The organism is Pseudomonas sp. Sample_11 (assembly GCF_004307505.1).
In the GTDB taxonomy this organism is placed as follows: Bacteria; Pseudomonadota; Gammaproteobacteria; order Pseudomonadales; family Pseudomonadaceae; genus Aquipseudomonas; species Aquipseudomonas atacamensis.
Genome location: NZ_RCOD01000039.1, coordinates 20,442 through 38,623, shown reverse-complemented (window position 1 = coordinate 38,623; position 18,182 = coordinate 20,442). Strand labels below are relative to the sequence as shown.

Annotated in this window: 17 protein-coding genes; 2 read left to right on the top strand and 15 right to left on the bottom strand. The window is 61.0% G+C overall.

Annotation, left to right across the window (positions count from 1 at the left end; all coding sequences use genetic code 11):
- Positions 1-3 precede the first annotated feature (3 nt).
- The 8 genes from pabC to D8U60_RS09630 all read right to left on the bottom strand — a co-directional run bounded on the left by pabC (position 4) and on the right by D8U60_RS09630 (position 6,165).
- On the bottom strand, positions 4-819 hold the full coding sequence (gene pabC / locus D8U60_RS09665) for an aminodeoxychorismate lyase (RefSeq protein WP_130899999.1): 816 nt from the start codon (positions 817-819) through the stop codon (positions 4-6).
- Positions 819-2,063: a beta-ketoacyl-ACP synthase II gene (fabF, locus tag D8U60_RS09660; protein ID WP_038860467.1), complete on the bottom strand. Its 1,245-nt coding sequence runs from the start codon at positions 2,061-2,063 to the stop codon at positions 819-821. Before fabF ends, pabC begins: the two co-directional genes overlap by 1 nt.
- A 108-nt stretch (positions 2,064-2,171) precedes the next feature.
- Complete coding sequence (acpP, locus tag D8U60_RS09655) at positions 2,172-2,408, bottom strand: acyl carrier protein (RefSeq protein ID WP_003175607.1); 237 nt, start codon at positions 2,406-2,408, stop codon at positions 2,172-2,174.
- Between the two features lie 196 nt (positions 2,409-2,604).
- Positions 2,605-3,348, bottom strand: coding sequence for a 3-oxoacyl-ACP reductase FabG (gene fabG / locus D8U60_RS09650; RefSeq protein ID WP_016770989.1), 744 nt, complete (start codon positions 3,346-3,348; stop codon positions 2,605-2,607).
- Positions 3,349-3,364: 16 nt separating this feature from the next.
- Positions 3,365-4,303 carry an ACP S-malonyltransferase gene (fabD, locus tag D8U60_RS09645; protein WP_024013921.1) on the bottom strand — a complete coding sequence of 313 codons (939 nt, stop codon included), beginning with the start codon at positions 4,301-4,303 and terminating at the stop codon, positions 3,365-3,367.
- A 123-nt stretch (positions 4,304-4,426) separates the two neighbouring features.
- Positions 4,427-5,437 (bottom strand): phosphate acyltransferase PlsX, encoded by a 1,011-nt coding sequence (gene plsX, locus D8U60_RS09640; protein ID WP_130899998.1) that lies wholly within the window; start codon positions 5,435-5,437, stop codon positions 4,427-4,429.
- A 4-nt stretch (positions 5,438-5,441) separates the two neighbouring features.
- A complete protein-coding gene (rpmF, locus tag D8U60_RS09635) occupies positions 5,442-5,624 on the bottom strand; it encodes a 50S ribosomal protein L32 (protein ID WP_003179396.1) in 183 nt (60 codons plus the stop codon).
- A gap of 13 nt (positions 5,625-5,637) precedes the next feature.
- Positions 5,638-6,165, bottom strand: a complete 528-nt coding sequence (locus D8U60_RS09630) for a YceD family protein (RefSeq protein WP_003204262.1) — start codon at positions 6,163-6,165, stop codon at positions 5,638-5,640.
- Between the two features lie 105 nt (positions 6,166-6,270).
- Here D8U60_RS09630 and D8U60_RS09625 point away from each other — a divergent pair, with 105 nt between their 5' ends.
- Positions 6,271-6,849 carry a nucleoside triphosphate pyrophosphatase gene (locus D8U60_RS09625; protein ID WP_130899997.1) on the top strand — a complete coding sequence of 193 codons (579 nt, stop codon included), beginning with the start codon at positions 6,271-6,273 and terminating at the stop codon, positions 6,847-6,849.
- Positions 6,850-6,935: 86 nt separating this feature from the next.
- Here D8U60_RS09625 and sppA read toward each other — a convergent pair whose 3' ends face one another.
- From sppA to rluC, 3 genes are read right to left on the bottom strand one after another with little or no spacing between them, the layout of a single operon-like run.
- The gene (gene sppA / locus D8U60_RS09620; RefSeq protein ID WP_076563808.1) at positions 6,936-7,925 is read right to left on the bottom strand and encodes a signal peptide peptidase SppA; all 990 of its coding nucleotides are present in this window, start codon (positions 7,923-7,925) and stop codon (positions 6,936-6,938) included.
- Between the two features lie 24 nt (positions 7,926-7,949).
- Positions 7,950-8,612, bottom strand: coding sequence for an HAD-IA family hydrolase (locus D8U60_RS09615; protein WP_041479448.1), 663 nt, complete (start codon positions 8,610-8,612; stop codon positions 7,950-7,952).
- A complete protein-coding gene (gene rluC / locus D8U60_RS09610; protein ID WP_016770994.1) occupies positions 8,599-9,558 on the bottom strand; it encodes a 23S rRNA pseudouridine(955/2504/2580) synthase RluC in 960 nt (319 codons plus the stop codon). The genes D8U60_RS09615 and rluC overlap by 14 nt, the downstream gene beginning before the upstream one ends.
- 699 nt (positions 9,559-10,257) lie before the next feature.
- On the opposite strand from rluC, the gene rne reads away from it, so the two are divergent.
- The gene (rne, locus tag D8U60_RS09600; protein WP_130899996.1) at positions 10,258-13,530 is read left to right on the top strand and encodes a ribonuclease E; all 3,273 of its coding nucleotides are present in this window, start codon (positions 10,258-10,260) and stop codon (positions 13,528-13,530) included.
- A gap of 192 nt (positions 13,531-13,722) precedes the next feature.
- Here rne and D8U60_RS09595 read toward each other — a convergent pair whose 3' ends face one another.
- Genes D8U60_RS09595 through D8U60_RS09580 form a run of 4 tightly spaced genes read right to left on the bottom strand, consistent with a single transcriptional unit; the run spans position 13,723 to position 18,085 of the window.
- Positions 13,723-14,319 carry a nucleotidyltransferase family protein gene (locus D8U60_RS09595; protein ID WP_130899995.1) on the bottom strand — a complete coding sequence of 199 codons (597 nt, stop codon included), beginning with the start codon at positions 14,317-14,319 and terminating at the stop codon, positions 13,723-13,725.
- Entirely contained in the window at positions 14,316-15,296 is a 981-nt protein-coding gene (locus D8U60_RS09590; RefSeq protein WP_016770998.1) for an XdhC family protein, read from the bottom strand. Before D8U60_RS09590 ends, D8U60_RS09595 begins: the two co-directional genes overlap by 4 nt.
- Entirely contained in the window at positions 15,297-17,618 is a 2,322-nt protein-coding gene (locus D8U60_RS09585) for a xanthine dehydrogenase family protein molybdopterin-binding subunit (protein WP_130899994.1), read from the bottom strand. It lies immediately after the preceding gene.
- Positions 17,615-18,085, bottom strand: coding sequence for a (2Fe-2S)-binding protein (locus tag D8U60_RS09580; RefSeq protein WP_073472255.1), 471 nt, complete (start codon positions 18,083-18,085; stop codon positions 17,615-17,617). The genes D8U60_RS09585 and D8U60_RS09580 overlap by 4 nt, the downstream gene beginning before the upstream one ends.
- Between the last annotated feature and the right edge of the window lie 97 nt (positions 18,086-18,182).

Sequence of the window (18,182 nt, the reverse complement as noted above, 5' to 3'; positions counted from 1 at the left end):
GAATCAAGCATCCAGTAGCGCGCGGGCAATGGTTTGCAGTTTACGGGTGAGCGGGCCAACCGGCCAGCTCAGTGCAGCACAGGCGCGTACCGGCCAGACGCCATAAACGCTGTTGCAGACAAACAATTCATCAGCCCATTGCAGCTGTTCGAGGCTGATATCGGCGATTTGCGTGGGGATGGCCAGCGACTCGGCCTGAAACAATATTTCCGCGCGCATCACACCTGCGACCCCGCAGTGCTTCAAGTCGGGCGTGATCAGACCACCGTCGCGCACCAGGAAAATATTGCTGAACACGCCCTCAACGACGCGCCCGGCCTGATCAAGCATCAAGCCTTCGGCATGCTCGCTGTCCTGCCATTCGGCGCGGGCGAGTACCTGCTCCAGTCGATTCAGATGTTTGAGCCCGGCCAACAACGGCTGCGTAGATAAACGCGTGTTGCAGGGATACAGGCGGATGCCGTGCTCGGCATGGGCAGCGGGATAAGCCGCCGGCGGATTGCCTTGCAGAATGCGTCGGCCCTGCGCCGCAGGATCGGGCGCATAACCGCGCAAGCCGTCGCCACGCGTGAGGATGAGCTTGAGCACGCCCTCGCCCATCGCAGCGGCATAGCTGAGCAGCTCATGGCGAACCAGCTCGAGATCGGTCGCAATGGCCAGACGCGCGCAGCCATCGGCCAGGCGCGTCAGGTGTCGATCCAGCAGGACCGGCTGTCCACTGCGCACGGCAATGGTCTCGAACAGACCATCGCCGTAAGCCAGGCCGCGATCTTTCAGCGACAGCGCGTCAGCCGGTTGACCGTCGACCCAGCTGTCCATCAGCCGGCGAACCGGCGGAACGCCAGCGTGCCGTTGGTGCCGCCAAAACCGAAGGAGTTGGACAGCACGACATCGATGTCCATGTTACGCGCGGTGTGCGCGACGAAATCGAGATCGCAGCCTTCGTCCGGCTCATCAAGGTTGATGGTCGGCGGTGCCACCTGGCTGTTGATCGCCAGCACGCTGAAAATCGCTTCGACCGCGCCCGCCGCACCCAACAGGTGGCCGGTCATCGACTTGGTCGAGCTGACCGCCAGCTTGTAGGCGTGATCGCCGAACACCGACTTGATCGCATTGGCTTCGGCAAGGTCGCCGGCCGGGGTCGAGGTGCCGTGGGCGTTGATGTACTGCACTTGGTCGACGTTGATTTTCGCATCGCGCAGGGCATTGGTGATGCAGCGCGCGGCACCGGCGCCATCGGCGGGTGGCGAGGTCATGTGGAACGCGTCGCCACTGGTGCCGAAACCGATCAGCTCGGCGTAGATCGTCGCGCCACGGGCCTTGGCGTGTTCGAGCTCTTCGAGAACCAGAGCGCCAGCACCGTCGGACAGGACGAAACCGTCACGGCCCTTGTCCCATGGACGGCTGGCACGGGTCGGCTCGTCGTTGCGGGTCGACAGCGCACGGGACGCGCCGAAGCCGCCCATGCCCAGACCGCAGGCGGCCATTTCCGCACCGCCGGCGATCATCACGTCGGCTTCGTCGTACATGATGTTGCGCGCCGCCATGCCGATGCAGTGCGTACCGGTGGTGCACGCGGTGGCGATGGCGTAATTGGGTCCCTGTGCGCCCAGATGGATCGACAGGAAACCGGAAATCATATTGATGATCGAGCCAGGCACAAAGAACGGCGAGATCCGTCGTGGACCGGTCTCGTGCAGGGTGCGGCTGGTCTCTTCGATGTTGGTCAGACCGCCAATCCCCGAACCCATGGCCACGCCAATGCGTTCACGGTTGGCATCGGTGACTTCCAGACCGGCGTTGCGCACGGCTTGAAAGCCTGCGGCGAGGCCGTACTGAATGAACAGGTCGAGCTTGCGCGCTTCCTTGACCGACAGGTATTCCTCGACATTGAAGCCTTTGACCGAACCACCGAAGCGGGTCGAATAGGCAGAAAGGTCGGTGTGTTCGATCAGACCAATGCCACTGCGGCCAGCCAGAATGCCCTGCCAACTGCTCGGCACATCCGTGCCCAGTGGCGACAACATACCCATACCGGTGACTACGACGCGTCTACGCGACACAGCACTCTCCTTTTTCAAATGACGACTTTGCATCAGGCCTAAAGAAAAAACCGCACGCCATGATGGCAGTGCGGTTTTTCCATGACAGCAAGCAACGATTACAAACTGTTACGCCTGGTGGCTGGTAACGTAGTCGATTGCAGCTTGTACAGTAGTGATCTTTTCAGCTTCTTCGTCAGGGATTTCGGTCTCGAATTCCTCTTCCAGAGCCATCACCAGCTCAACGGTGTCAAGGGAGTCGGCACCCAGGTCTTCTACGAAGGAAGCGGTGTTGACCACTTCTTCTTCTTTAACACCCAGTTGCTCGGCAACGATTTTCTTGACGCGCTCTTCGATGGTGCTCATACCTTGTTTTCACTCCTAATGGACAAATTCAGGCAGCTGGCCAGTGGGTAAGTGTATAGAAAGCCTTTTCAGTTTTTCAACTGAAAGCTTCACTCCTCAAACCCTGCGACCCTCTGCCTATAAATAGATTGCAGCTTTATAACGGATTTTAGACAGCTCGTATGACATTTTTTTGAAGCAATCCGTCACATTTTACTTACATGTACATCCCACCGTTCACCGGGATTGTAGCCCCGGTAACGTATGCCGCACCGTCGGATGCAAGAAAAGCGACCACGGACGCGATCTCTTGAGCTTGCCCCAGACGACCCAGCGGAATCTGCGTCTGCAAGGCTTCACGCTGTGCTTCAGGCAGCTCGCGGGTCATATCGGTGTCGATGAACCCTGGGGTTACCGAGTTGACCGTAATCGAACGCGAACCGACTTCACGCGCCATCGCCCGGCTGAAACCTTCCAGACCGGCCTTGGCGGCTGCATAGTTTACTTGGCCGGCGTTGCCCATGGCACCCACCACCGAGCCAATACTGATAATTCGACCCCAGCGCGCCTTGGTCATGCCACGCAAAACGCCCTTGGACAGGCGATACAGACTGTTCAGGTTGGTATCGATCACGTCGTACCACTCGTCGTCTTTCATGCGCATCATCAGGTTATCGCGGGTGATACCGGCATTATTGACCAGAATCGCCACCGGCGCACCGAACTGCTCCTGAATGCCTGCCAGCACGGCGCTGACCGATTCGTCACTGGTGACATTGAGTTCGAAACCGGCGCCCTGGATACCGTTTTCCTTCAGGGTCGCGGCAATGCGCTCGGCGCCCGAAGCGGAGGTCGCGGTGCCGACAACGATGGCGCCCTGACGACCCAGTTCCAGCGCGATGGCCTGGCCGATACCGCGGCTTGCACCGGTAACCAGTGCAACTTTACCTTGCAGACTCATGCAAGTTTCTCCTGATTCAGGCCTGCGCTGCGCGAGCGGCAGCGAAGGCGTCTGGGGTATTGAGATTGGAAGTCGAAACGCCTTCGGCGCAACGTTTGTTCAGGCCAGCGAGGACTTTGCCCGGGCCGCACTCGACCAGATTGGTCGCGCCCTTGGCGGCCAAAGTCTGTACCGATTCAACCCAGCGCACTGGCTTGTAGAGCTGTTCGAGCAGGTCGCGCTTGAGGGTTTCCAGATCGGCCGGCACTTGTGCGCTGACGTTCTGCACCACGGGGATCTGCGGCGCCTGCCAGTCGATGGCGGCGATGGATTCAGCGAAGCGCTCGGCAGCCGGACGCATCAGCTCGCAGTGCGACGGCACGCTCACCGGCAACGGCATGGCGCGCTTGGCACCACGGGCCTTGCAACCCTCGATGGCGCGCTCGACGGCGGCCTTGGCACCGGCGATCACCACTTGGCCCGGCGAGTTGAAATTCACCGCGCTGACGACTTCGCCTTGCGCCGCTTCGGCGCAGGCAGCCAGCACGTCGGCATCTTCCAGGCCGAGGATCGCGGCCATGCCGCCCTGCCCGGCCGGCACCGCTTCCTGCATCAACTGACCACGGCGCTCGACGAGCTTGACCGCGTCAGCCAGGCTCAGGCTGCCGGCAGCAACCAGCGCGCTGTATTCACCCAGGCTATGGCCGGCGACGAATGCCGGACGCGCGCCGCCTTCGGCCAGCCACAGACGCCACAGGGCGATCGAAGCGGTCAGAATGGCCGGTTGGGTTTTGTCGGTTTGATTGAGCAGCTCTTCCGGACCCTGCTGGGTAAGTGCCCACAGGTCATAGCCCAGCGCAGCAGAGGCTTCTTGAAAGGTTTCGAGGATCAGCGGATGTTGCGCGCCCAGCTCGGCCAGCATGCCGAGGGACTGCGAACCCTGTCCTGGAAAGACGAATGCGAGGGAAGCAGACATGTAACAAGCCCCTAATGATCTTGTCGTCGGAAAATAACGCCCCGTTGGGGACGCCAGAAACTGACAGTTTGGATGGCCCTTTGAACCGGGCGGTCACATTTAAGCATTGTCCGACGAAAACGCCTAAGACAACAGTTCCTCCAGACGACCGTGGAGACGCTCGGGCAGGTTCTCCTGAATCTCGATCAGCGCCCGTTGAATGGCACTCTGAAAGCCCTGCACCCCGGCCGATCCGTGGCTTTTCACAACGATGCCCTGCAAGCCGAGAAAGCTTGCGCCATTATGTCGCGCCGGGGCCAGATCAGCTTGCAGACGCTTCATCAACGGCAGCGCGAGAGCGCCGACAGCGCGCGAGGCCAAGTTTTTATTGAACAACGCCTCGATGCGCGCGGCAATCATCGTCGCCAGACCTTCGCTGGACTTGAGCAGGATATTGCCGACGAAGCCGTCACACACCACCACGTCGGCCTCACCGCGATACAAGCCGTCGCCTTCGATAAAGCCGATGTAGTTGATCCCGCGCGCAGCCTGCAACAGCGTTGCGGCCAGTTTGACCTGCTGATTGCCCTTGATGTCTTCGGTGCCGATGTTCAGCAACGCAACACGTGGACGGGCGATGCCCAAGGTCTGCGCGGCCACCGAACCCATCACCGCGAACTGCAACAGATGCTCGGCACTGCAATCGACGTTGGCGCCCAGATCGAGCAACTGGCAATAACCGGTCTGCGTCGGAATGGCCGCGACCATGGCCGGACGATCAATGCCCGGCAATGTCTTCAACACGAAACGCGACAAGGCCATCAACGCACCGGTATTGCCGGCACTGACACAGGCCTGCACCTTGCCATCGCGCAGCAGTTCGAGGGCCACACGCATCGACGAATCCGGCTTGCCACGCAGGGCCTGGGCAGGTTTCTCGTCCATGGTGATGACTTCGCTGGCCGCAACAATCGTGAGGCGCGCGCGATCTGCAGCCGACTGGCCGTGGATCAGTTCTTCAAGAAGGGAGGGTTGACCGACGAGGGTCAGGTGCAGCGAGGGTGTAGCAGACAGGCAAGCGAGACTGGCCTGAACAATGCTGCGGGGACCGAAGTCCCCGCCCATTGCGTCAATCGCGATGACTTGAGCAGACAAGTGATTACTCGTCAGCGCCCTTGTCGATCACTTTACGGCCACGGTATACGCCTTCTGGCGATACGTGGTGACGCAGGTGAACTTCACCAGTGGTTTTTTCTACAGACAGGGTGCTAGCCTCGAGAGCGTCGTGCGAACGGCGCATGTCACGGGCAGAGCGGGATTTTTTGTTCTGCTGAACAGCCATAATTGATTAACTCCTAAACGTTTGGGTCACGCTTTAACTGCGCCAATACACTGAACGGGTTGGACCGCGTTACCTCGTCCTCGCTCGGTTCGGGCTCATCTGCTCCCGCCGGCTGCTGGCATTCTTCCGGATGATGAGCAGGCACAATGGGCAAGGCGAGCAGAAGCTCCTCCTCGATCAGTGACTGCAGATCCAATGGATCTTCGCCCAGTTCCAGCACGTCATAACCTTTCGGCAACGACTGGGTATTCGCACCCTCCTTCACCACCGCGTAACTGCATTCGCTGTGGATCGGCAGGGTGACCAGCTCAAGACAACGCTGGCAAACCATTTTGACTTCGGTGTCGATAAAGCTGTGGATGACCACAGACTTACGTTCATCTCGTTCAAAAACGAATTTGGCCTGCACCGTACCGACATCGTCGGAAAGCGGGTCGCAAAGTCTCTTCAAATCGGCCAGCAGCAGTTCACCTTGAAGGGTGGTGCCACGGTCAGCCAATTTGCGCGGGTCAACGTGAGGTGGAATCGGGTCATTCAACATAGGCGCAGCATTATAGGGATGCACCCACCCATGTCAAAGGAAATTGTGCCCTGTCCGTCACTTGCGCGCCTCCGCTAGAATCCGCACCTGCCCCAGGAGACGTCCATGCTGCCTTTATTACTCGCTTCAAGCTCGACTTATCGCCGCGAATTGCTCGCCCGCCTGCACCTGCCGTTCGTCTGCAGCTCGCCGGACATCGACGAAAGCCAACGTCCGGGCGAGTCCGCGATCGATCTGGTCAAACGCCTCGCTGAGGAAAAAGCCCGCGCCCTGGCGGACAGCCACCCTGCTCATCTGATCATTGGCTCGGATCAGGTCGCCGTCCTCGGCGAACAGATCATCGGCAAGCCGCACACCTTCGAGAAGGCTCGCGAGCAATTGATGGCGGCGAGCGGCGCGAGCGTGACATTCCTGACCGGCCTGGCACTGCTCAACAGCCACACCGGGCAATGCCAGGTCGACTGCGTGCCGTTTACCGTGCACATGCGTCAGCTGGATCAGGCGCGCATCGAACGCTACCTGCGCATCGAGCAACCGTACGACTGCGCCGGCAGCTTCAAGGCCGAGGGACTCGGCGTGAGCCTGTTTCAATCGACCGAAGGCCCGGACGCCACCAGCCTGATCGGCCTGCCGCTGATTCGCCTGATCGATATGTTGTTGGTCGAGGGTGTGCAAATCCCTTGAAAGCAAAAGATCGCAGCCTTCGGTAGCTCTTACATCGATCCGTGCAAGAGCCTCCGCAGACTGCGATCTTTTGATCTTGAACCGTCTTACCGCAACGACGGCCCGTGAAAACCCATCCACATCGCCAACTGCTCGGCCACGCTGGCGCCGAGCTTTTTCGAGAAGCGATCAAACGGCGATTCCTGCACGGTGAAGTCCACCAGTTCCTTCTCGCCAATCACATCACGCGCCACCGAACTGGCACTGCCCAAGCCATCGATCAGACCCAGCGGCAGCGCCTGCTCACCCGACCAGACCAGCCCGGAAAACAGCTCCGGATGCTCTTTGTCCTTCAGGCGATCACCACGACCCTGCTTGACGCTGTTGATGAACTGCTTGTGCGTGGTGTCGAGCACGCTTTGCCAGAAGGCGGTTTCTTCAGGCTTTTGCGGCTGGAACGGATCAAGAAATGCCTTGTGCTCACCCGAGGTGTAGGTGCGACGCTCAACCCCGAGCTTTTCCATGGTGCCGACAAAACCGTAACCCGCTGCTGTCACGCCGATTGAGCCGACCAGACTGGCCTTGTCGGCGTAGATCTGATCCGCCGCGCTGGCGATGTAATAGGCGCCCGAAGCACCAAGATCGGAAATCACCGCGTAGAGCTTGATCTCCGGATGCAGCGCACGCAGGCGCTTGATCTCGTCATAGACATAGCCGGACTGCACCGGACTGCCGCCCGGACTGTTGATGCGCAGGACCACGCCCTTGACCTTTTTGTCTTCGAACGCCGCGCGCAGGCTGCCAACGATATTGTCGGCGCTGGCCGGCTCCTTGTCGGCGATTACACCATCGATCTCGATCAACGCCGTGTAGTTCGGGCCGCGGGTGGCGCTTTTTTCCATGTCCATCAGCGGCGTGAACAGCAGCAGCGCAACAAACAGATAAACAAACGTCAGCAGCTTGAAGAAAATCCCCCAGCGCCGCGAACGGCGTTGTTCCTGCACGCCGGCCAGCAAAGTCTTTTCCAACAGCTTCCAGCTTTTCGCGTCACCGTCGTCGGCACTTGCCTTGGCCGGTGCTTTCCATTCGTCGGTCATGCCATCTACCCCAGCAAAAACGTATTAAGCCCGCTGACCCAGCCAGGCGTGCAATTGAGAAAAACGGTCGATCGACAGGCGCGGCTCGAACTGTTGCAGGGACTCGATCGATTGCGCGCCATAACTGACCGCCACCGAATCCATCCCCGCGTTGCGCGCCATCAGCAGATCGAACGACGAATCACCGACCATCAACGCCTGCTCCGGGCGTACGCCGCAGTGGCTGACAATCTGCTCAAGCATCAGAGGGTGTGGCTTGCTGGCAGTTTCATCGGCAGCGCGGGTGATATCGAAATAATCTTCCCAGCCATTGGCCTTGAGCACCCGATCCAGTCCGCGACGATTCTTGCCCGTCGCTACCGCCAGGTGATAACCCTGCTCGCGAAACGATGCCATCGACTCGACCACGCCCTCGAACAGCGGCGAAGGCACGGCTTCGGCAGCGATGTAGTGATCGGCGTAGTACTCGCGAAACGCGAGCATTTCTGCGTCGCTGATTTCGGGATATAGGGTGCGAATCGCTTCCGGCAAGCCAAGACCGATGATGCCTTTGACGGCGAAGTCATCGCGCAGCTCGAAACCGGAACGCCCGGACGCCGAGTGCATCGCCTCGACGATCCGATGAATGGAATCGGCGAGGGTGCCGTCCCAGTCGAAAATCAACAGCTTGTAATCAGATGGGCGCACTCAATCGCTCCACGGTCTTGGCCCACATTTCATCGACGGGCGCTTGCAGATTCAGCTTGCCGCCGTCGGGCAGCGGCACGGTCAGCATGTAAGCGTGCAGGAACAGACGCTTACCACCCAAATCGCGGATTTCCTTGGTGAAATCCTCGTCGCCATACTTGCTGTCACCGGCAATGCAATGGCCAGCATGCAAGGTGTGCACGCGAATCTGGTGGGTACGACCGGTGACCGGTTTCGCCTCGACCATGGTGGCAAAATCGCCGAAGCGGCGCAGCACCTTGAACAGCGTCAGGGCTTCTTTGCCCTCGTCATTGACCTCAACCATGCGCTCGCCGGAACGCAGATTGCTCTTGAGCAACGGTGCACGAACCTGCTTGATCGAGGTTGCCCAGTTGCCACGGACCAGCGCCATGTAGCGCTTGTCGACGCCATCGCCGCGCAACTGCTCGTGCAGGTGGCGCAACATGCTGCGTTTTTTGGCGATCATCAGCAGGCCGGAGGTGTCACGGTCGAGACGGTGAACCAGCTCCAGCTCCTTGGCGTCGGGACGCAACTGACGAAAGGCTTCGATCACGCCAAAATTCAGCCCGCTGCCGCCATGCACCGCAATGCCGGCGGGCTTGTTGATCACGATCAGGGCTTTGTCTTCGAAGACGATCGAGGCTTCCAGGCGCTGCAACAGCCCCTGGGCCAGCGGCACCGGTTCGTCGCGCTCAGGCACGCGAACCGGCGGCACGCGCACGATATCGCCGGCCTGCAGCTTGTATTCGGGCTTGATCCGACCTTTGTTCACACGCACTTCGCCTTTGCGCAAAATGCGGTAGATCAAGGTCTTGGGCACGCCTTTGAGCCGGGCGAGGAGAAAGTTGTCGATTCGTTGGCCGGCATACTCCGGCGAGACTTCAAGCAGTTGAACGCCTGGAGTCGAAGGGGCAGTAGTTGTCATGCCGCGGATGATAACAATTTTTATGGAATTGAAGCACTTAATCATTGCTGCTATAGTCGCGAACGCCGCCAAAAGCGGCCTGGACAGCGGAACCACGGTCAAAGACCGGCCCTGACCAACGCAATTCACCAGGGCGCGAGGCCGTCCTACGGGGCTTTCGCTACGTAACGGTGGAGTTTGCGGTTGTAACGAGCGCAGGTGACATGAGGCCTGAATTACACCGCCGAGCAGAGTTCTCACTCGCCCGGCAGGCAACATTCAAGGCCAGTTCACAAAGTGCAGTCGACTGCGAATGACCCCGAGCGATTGCTTCGGAAACATCGCCTGAATTAGCCATGATGCGTGACCTCCCCTTTCGGAGCTCACGGTAAATGCCAACCCGCTGCGGATTCTGCGCGCGGCAGCACCCGAATTATCAGGGATACGTGTAGGGTGGAGATGCACAACCGCCGGACTGTGTAGCAACAAGCTTTGATCAAGACGCTTCATCTCGTCCACAGCCGCTGGTTGATTCCTCCTCCTGACTGAGTGCTTAAGTAGCCACAGCAAGCAGGACGCGTACGTCGCGGTATCGGCCCAATTGGCCGCACATCGCTGGACACGGGAATGGCCAACCACTCCCGACGCACCTGACACCGACCGTGAGAAGTCGTGTGTGCCGAACGCCGTTTCCGGCAGCCCGGAAACCGACGGTACTACATGAAAAGAATGCTGATTAACGCAACTCAACCCGAAGAGTTGCGTGTTGCACTGGTAGATGGCCAGCGCCTCTACGACCTGGACATCGAATCCGGTGCACGCGAGCAGAAGAAGGCCAACATCTATAAAGGCCGTATCACTCGCATCGAACCAAGCCTTGAGGCTGCCTTTGTCGATTTCGGCTCCGAGCGCCACGGCTTCCTGCCCCTCAAAGAAATCTCCCGCGAATACTTCAAGAAAGCCCCAGAAGGCCGCGTCAACATCAAGGACGTCCTGAGCGAAGGTCAGGAAGTCATCGTTCAGGTCGAGAAAGAAGAACGTGGCAACAAGGGCGCCGCCCTGACCACCTTCATCAGCCTGGCCGGTCGTTACCTCGTACTGATGCCGAACAACCCGCGTGCCGGCGGCATCTCCCGTCGCATCGAAGGCGAAGAGCGCAACGAACTGCGTGAAGCGCTGAACGGCCTGGTTGCTCCGGCCGACATGGGTCTGATCGTGCGCACTGCCGGCCTGGGCCGCAGCAGCGAAGAAATGCAGTGGGATCTCGATTACCTGCTGCAACTGTGGACCGCCATCAAAGAAGCCTCGCTGGATCGCTCCGCGCCTTTCCTGATCTACCAGGAAAGTAACGTGATCATCCGCGCCATCCGCGATTACCTGCGCCAGGACATCGGCGAAGTGCTGATCGACAGCGTTGAGGCCCAGGACGAAGCCCTGACCTTCATCCGCCAGGTGATGCCGCAGTACGCCAGCAAGATCAAGCTGTACGAAGACAGCGTGCCGCTGTTCAACCGTTTCCAGATCGAAAGCCAGATCGAGACCGCATTCCAGCGCGTCGTCGAACTGCCTTCCGGCGGCTCCATCGTCATCGATCCGACCGAAGCCCTGGTGTCCATCGACATCAACTCGGCGCGCGCCACCAAAGGCAGCGACATCGAAGAAACCGCCCTGCAGACCAACCTTGAAGCCGCCGAAGAAATCGCCCGTCAGTTGCGCCTGCGCGACATCGGCGGCCTGATCGTCATCGACTTCATCGACATGACCCCGGCCAAGAACCAGCGCGCCGTGGAAGAGAAAGTCCGCGAATGCCTGGAAGCTGACCGTGCCCGCGTGCAGATCGGTCGCATCTCGCGTTTCGGCCTGCTGGAAATGTCCCGTCAGCGCCTGCGTCCATCGCTGGGCGAAAGCAGCGGCATCGTCTGCCCGCGTTGCAACGGCACCGGCATCATCCGTGACGTTGAATCGCTGTCGCTGGCCATTCTGCGCCTGATTGAAGAAGAAGCCCTGAAAGACCGCACCGCCGAAGTTCGCGCGCAAGTGCCGATCCCGGTCGCTGCGTTCCTGCTCAACGAAAAACGCAACTCGATCACCAAGATCGAACTGCGCACCCGTGCCCGTATCGTCATTCTGCCGAACGATCACCTCGAGACGCCGCACTTCGAAGTTCAGCGTCTGCGTGACGACAGCCCGGAAGCCGCGACCAACCAGTCCAGCTACGAAATCGCTGCCGCCGCTGCCGAAGTCGAAGAAGTCCAGCCAGCCGCTGCGACTCGCACTCTGGTTCGCCAGGAAGCTGCAGTGAAAACCGCGCCGGCCCGTGCCAATGCACCGGTGCCGACTGAAGTTGCACCTGCCGCACCTGCTCCTGCACCGGTTGCCGCACCTGAGCCTAGCCTGTTCAAGGGCCTGGTGAAGTCGCTGGTCAGCCTGTTCGCCACCAAGGAAGAGCCAGCCGCACCGGTCGCGGTTGCGAAACCGGCTGCCACCGAGCGTCCAGCGCGTAACGAAGAGCGTCGCAACGGTCGTCAGCAGAGCCGCAACCGTAACGGTCGCCGCGATGAAGAACGCAAGCCGCGCGAAGAACGTGCTCCACGTGAAGAGCGCGCACCACGCGAGCCGCGCGAAGAGCGCCAGCCACGTGAAGCCCGCGAGCCGCGTGAAACCCGCAGCGAAGCGCCGGTAGCCCGCGAAGAGCGCGCACCACGTGCCCCGCGTGAAGAACGTGCACCGCGTGCCCCACGTGAAGATCGCAAGCCGCGTGGCGAGCGTGAAGAACGCGTGCGTGAACTGCGCGAGCCGCTGGACGCCGCGCCAGCCGCAGCCGCAGCTGTTGCTGCCGTGACCGCTGAAGAGCGTCCGGCCCGTCAGCCACGCGAAGAACGCGCTCCGCGTCCACCGCGTGAAGAGCGTCAACCGCGTGCCGAGCAGGCCGCTGCTGCCGTCGCTGAAGAAGAAGTGAACAGCAACAACGAAGAGCAACTGCCGGAAGACGGTCAGGATAACGCCGAAGGCGATCGTCCACGTCGTCGCTCCCGTGGCCAGCGTCGTCGCAGCAACCGTCGCGAGCGTCAACGTGATGCCAACGGCAACGTGATCGAAGGTTCGGAAGAATCCGAGTCCGCTGAAAACGCTGGCGAGCCAAGCACTGCCGATCTGGCCGCTGGCCTGGCCGTCACCGCCGCCGTTGCCAGCAGCACCATCAGCGCTCCGGCAGAAGCCGAAGCTCACGAGCAGGCTGAACGCGCCACCGCCGCCACACTGGAAACTGCTCCAGTCGAAGCGCCGGTTGTCGAAGCCACCACTCCAGTGGAAGCGACTGCTGCACCGGAAATCGAAGTCGCTCCGGTCCGCGAAGCTCAGCCTCAGGTTGAAGCGCCTGCCGAGCCGGAAGCTGTCGTCGAAGCACCAACGGCCATCACTGAGCCAGCGGTAGAAACCGTCAGCGAAAACGTGACCAAAACCGTGCGTGAAGTTCGCGAAGAGCAGACTGCGTTCAACTGGGTTGCCGAGCCAGCCGTCACCGAAGCCCCAGCGCCAGTCGCTGAAGCCGAAGTGCCGCAAGCCATGGTTTCCGAGCCAGTAGTTGCAGCAGCAGAGCCGGCGCCGACACCAGTGGTTGAAGCTCCGGTTGCCGAAGCTCAGGTTGAAGAAGCACCAGCCGCAGTCGAAGCGCCAGCGCCAGTGGTTGAAACGCCGGCTCCGGTCAGCGCCCTGACGCCGAACGGCCGCGCGCCAAACGACCCGCGTGAAGTGCGTCGTCGCAAGCGTGAAGCCGAGCGTCTGCAGAAGGAAGCCGAACTGGCTGCCGCTGCAGCGCCAGTGGCTGCCGAACCAGCCGCTGCGGCTGAAGTGGTCGAGGCAGCCCCTGCCCCGGTCGCGGAAGAAGCATCGGTTGAAGCGGTGATCGCTGAAGCACCACGCTCCGTTCAGGACGCGGTTGAACAGCGCGAAGAAGCCCAGGAAAAAGAGCACGAGCCTAAACCACTCGTGTAATTCCTGAAGCCATTAAAAAGCCCCGCCCGGTGAAAGCCTGGCGGGGCTTTTTATTGCCTGAAATACCAGCGTCATCCACAACCTTTGTGGCAGCGAGCCTGCTCGCGAAAGCGCTGGGTCAGACAATATTCATGTAACTGAACCAGCGCATTCGCGAGCAGGCTCGCTCCCACAAGGGAATTTCAACACGGCTCAGGGCTGAGGAAATACCAGAGATTCAGGCACATCGATATCCCACAACACCCCCGGATCATCCACCGCCACTTCCACCACCCTACCCTGCGCAAACAACGGCCGTGCGCCACGATCACCGGTCAGCGCCTGCAATTGCGCGCCAAACGAACGACCAAACCCCACCGGATGACCAAACCCCCCACCCAGCACCGGCACGCTCACCGCGTCATCAGCCATCGCCGCGAGCACTCGCTCGATACTCGAAGGCAAGATAAACGGCATATCGCCGAGCACAATCAACCAGCCATCAGCGCCCGGGCAAGCGGCAACACCTGCGGCAATGCTGTCGCCCATGCCGGTCGATTCGATCGACACCACGTCGCAGCCGTAAGCCTGAGCCATGCGCATCGCCTGCGGTCGAGCCTCGGTGGTGACCAGTACACGTTTGTCGAGACTGGCCGGCAGGTTCACCAGCACCTGCTCGATGACCGAGCGCACGGCGCCATCACGCCCTGTGCAGTCAGCGAGCAATTTGTCTTTGTCGGGGCCGGCGATCTGGCGAAAGCGTTTGCCCTCGCCCGCCGCCAGCACAATCACTGCGATGGATTGGCTCATGCACCCTCCAGCGGTTTTTTCTGTTTCAGCTCCACACCGTTCTTGATCGCGACAATTTCCGCCAGCAACGACAAGGCGATCTCTGCCGGCGAATGACTGCCGATGTGCAGGCCGATCGGCCCGTGCAAGCGATCAATCGATGCTTGCGACAAGCCTAGCTGAGCGAGGTTTTCCCGGCGCTTCTGGCTGTTGACCCGCGAACCGAGCGCGCCGACGTAGAACGCCGGCGAGTCGAGCGCGGTGAGCAAAGCCATGTCGTCCAGGCGTGGATCGTGAGTCAAGGCGACAATCGCCGTGCGCTCGTCGGTCTGGATGTTCAGCACCGCCTCATCCGGCATGCCGGGCACGAAACGGCCATGCTGCTCTTCCCAGCCGTAGACGAACTCGGTGCGCGGATCGCAGATCAGCACTTCGAAATCCAGCAGCCGCGCCATGTCGGCGACGTAGCGTGACAACTGCCCGGCACCGATCAGCAACAAGCGCCAGCGCGGACCATAAATCGCTCGCAGAGTCTTGCCGTCGAACACCAGCGAATCGGACTTGCTCGCCGGAGCCAGCCGCACCTCGCCGGTTTCGATGTTCAGTTCTCGAGCAACGATTTCATGATTTTCGCAACGCTGCAGCAGCTCGGCCACCCACGCGGGGTCACCGACGCGCTCTTCGGTCAGGCGCAGGGTGCCACCGCAAGGCAGGCCGAAACGCGCGGCCTCCTCGCGGGTCACGCCGTAGGTAATCATCTGCACTGGCGGACCATCGGTGGCAATGCGGCCGTCGTGCAGCCGCGCGATCAGGTCATCTTCGACACAGCCGCCCGACACCGAACCGATCACTACGCCGTCCTCGCGCAAGGCGAGCATGGCGCCGGGCGAGCGCGGCGCGGTGCCCCACGTCTGCACCACGCTGAACAGCACCACCCGCTGTCCGGCGCGGCGCCACTCGAGGACGCTGCGCAGGACGTTGAGATCGACGCTGTCCATTTACGCCTCCGCCTTCTGCCAGCCTTGTAACTGATAACGCACCGGCAGATTGCGGATACGCTTGCCGGTGGCGGCGAAGATCGCATTGCACAGCGCCGGAGCAATCGGCGGCACACCCGGCTCACCAACGCCACCCAACGGCACGTCACCCCGCGGCGTGACCAGATGCACCGCGACTTCCTGGGGTGCCAGCGACATGCGCGCGACCTCGTACATATGGAAGTTGTCCTGCTGGACCTTGCCGTCCTTGAAGCTGATCTCACCGAGCACGGCGTTGCCCAGGCCCATGACGCACGCACCTTCGAACTGCGAACGGATGCGCTCAGGGTTGATCTGCGGCCCGCAGTCCACGGCGATGTCGGCCTTGTGCACGATCAGCGAACCGTCGTCCTTGACCTCGACTTCAATCACCGCCGCCACATAGGTGACGAAGCTGTAATGCACCGCCAGACCGAGACCACGACCCTTGGGCAGTTTGCGCCCCCAACCGGCGGCCTTGGCGGCAGTTTCCAGCACCGTACGCATGCGCCCGGTGTCGATCGGGTAACGCTCGGGCGATTCGCCGTAGTTCCACTCTTCGCTCAAGGTGCGTGGATCGATCTGCCGGTCCGGGCCGAGCAATTTGATCTGGTACTTGAGCGGATCTTCACCGGCCTTGTGCGCCAGTTCGTCGACGAAGCTCTGAATCGCAAAGCCGTGGGGAATGTTCGACACCGAGCGGTACCAGCCGACCCGGGTGTGTACCTTGGCTTCGGGGTTTTCCAGGCGCACGTTGGGAATCGCATAGGCCATGTTGGTAAAGCCCATGCCCAGCTCGAACGCCGCCTCATGGTTCATGTCCGGCGCAAACAGCGCGGTGATGCTTGGCGCCACGGTGCGATGCAGCCACCCGGACGGCATGCCGTTCTTGTCGATGCCGGCCTTGAGATATTCCGCCGACACGGTGTGGAAATACGAATTGTGGATGTCGTCTTCGCGGGTCCACTGCACCCGTACAGCCTTGCCCGGAAACTCCTTTGCGAGAATCGCTGCTTCAACGACGAAGTCCGGTTTCGACTTGCGCCCGAAACCACCGCCCAGCAATGTCACGTTGACGGTGACCTTTTCGAACGGCACGCCCAGACGCTCGGCGATGCGCTCACGGGTGACCTGCGGTGCCTGACTTGGCGCCCAGGCTTCGCACACGCCGTCCTTGTAAAGGGCGATAGCAACCATCGGTTCCATCGGCGCCTGCGCCAGGTGCGGCAGGTAGTACGAGGCTTCGAGGGTGCTGGCGGCACCGCTCAAGGATTTGTCGATATCACCGGTGTTGCGCACCACTTTGCCGGCCTTCAGCGACGCGGCTTCAAGCTCCTTGCGATAGGCAATCGAGTCATAACTGGCATTCGGGCCGTCGTCCCATTCGATCTTCAGCGCCTCGCGGCCCTTGATCGCTGCCCAGGTATTGCTGGCCACAACCGCGACGCCGCCCAGTGGCTGGAACTCTGACGGCAACGGCCGGCCTTCGACCTGCATGACTTTTAGCACGCCGGGGACTTTCAGTGCGGCGCTGTCATCGAGGCTTTTGACCTTGCCGCCATACACCGCCGGGCGAGCGATGGTGGCGTAGAGCATGCCGTCGAAATGCACATCAGCGCCGTACACTGCGCGGCCATTGACGATATCGGCACCGTCGATGGCCTTGGTGCCTTCCTTACCGATGTAGCGAAATTCCGACGGCTGCTTGAGTCGCAGGCTGTCACGCGCCGGTACTGCCAGCGCACTGGCGGCAGCGGCGAGTTCGCCGTAGCCCAGTTCGCGGCCGGACGGTTTGTGAATGACTTTGTGCAGCTGCGCATGGCATTCGCCAACCGGCACTTTCCACTGCGCAGCAGCCGCCTGTTCGAGCATGGTCCGCGCCGCGGCGCCGCAACGACGCATCGGCTCGTACCAGTGACGCATGCTGCGCGAACCATCGGTGTCCTGGTTGCCGAAGCGCACTTCGTCACCCGGCGCCTGCTGCACTTTGACCTGCGCCCAATCGGCCTCAAGTTCATCGGCAACCACCATGCTCAGGCTGGTGCGCACGCCCTGGCCCATTTCCGAACGGTTGCACACCACGGTGACGCTGCCATCGGCAGCAATGCTCACGTAAACCTTGGGGTCGTCGATCCAGCCATTGGGCATGCCATCGGCGCCAAACTTCTTCGCAGCGTCATCGGCCAGCGCATCCTGCCAGCCCCAGCTCGCGGCGAGGACCAGCGCACCAGTGGCGCCGACGCCTTTGAGAAAACCACGGCGGCTGAGGTTGCTTAGGGCGAAATCATTCGGGACGCGGCTCATGCCTTCACCTCCTTCAGTTGGGTGGAGGCCTGGCGGATCGCGGTTTTGATCCGGTTGTAAGTACCGCAGCGGCAGATGTTGCCGACCATGGCTTCTTCGATCTGCGCGTCGCTCGGGTTGGGGTTGGTTTTCAGCAGAGCGGTGGCCGACATGATCTGCCCGCCCTGGCAATAACCGCATTGAGCCACGGCGCTGTCGAGCCAGGCTTGCTGCACGACCTTGCCGACCGGATCGGCGTGGAGATTATCGATGGTGGTGACGTTCTGGCCGATTACTGAGCCGATCGGCGTGATGCAACTGCGTGCCGGCAAGCCGTCGATATGGATGGTGCAGGCGCCGCACAGGCCCATGCCGCAACCGAATTTGGTGCCGTTGTAACCGGCGACGTCACGAATCGCCCACAACAGCGGCATGTCTTCGGTGACATCGAGGGAGTGGTCTTGACCGTTGAGTTTCAGGGTAATCATGGGCACGCCCGCATATTTTTTAGTGGTTATGGGTTACATCTTAGCGGCAAGCTGCAAGCTGCAAGCTCAAAGTGAAGGCGCGTCTGATTCGCTCGCA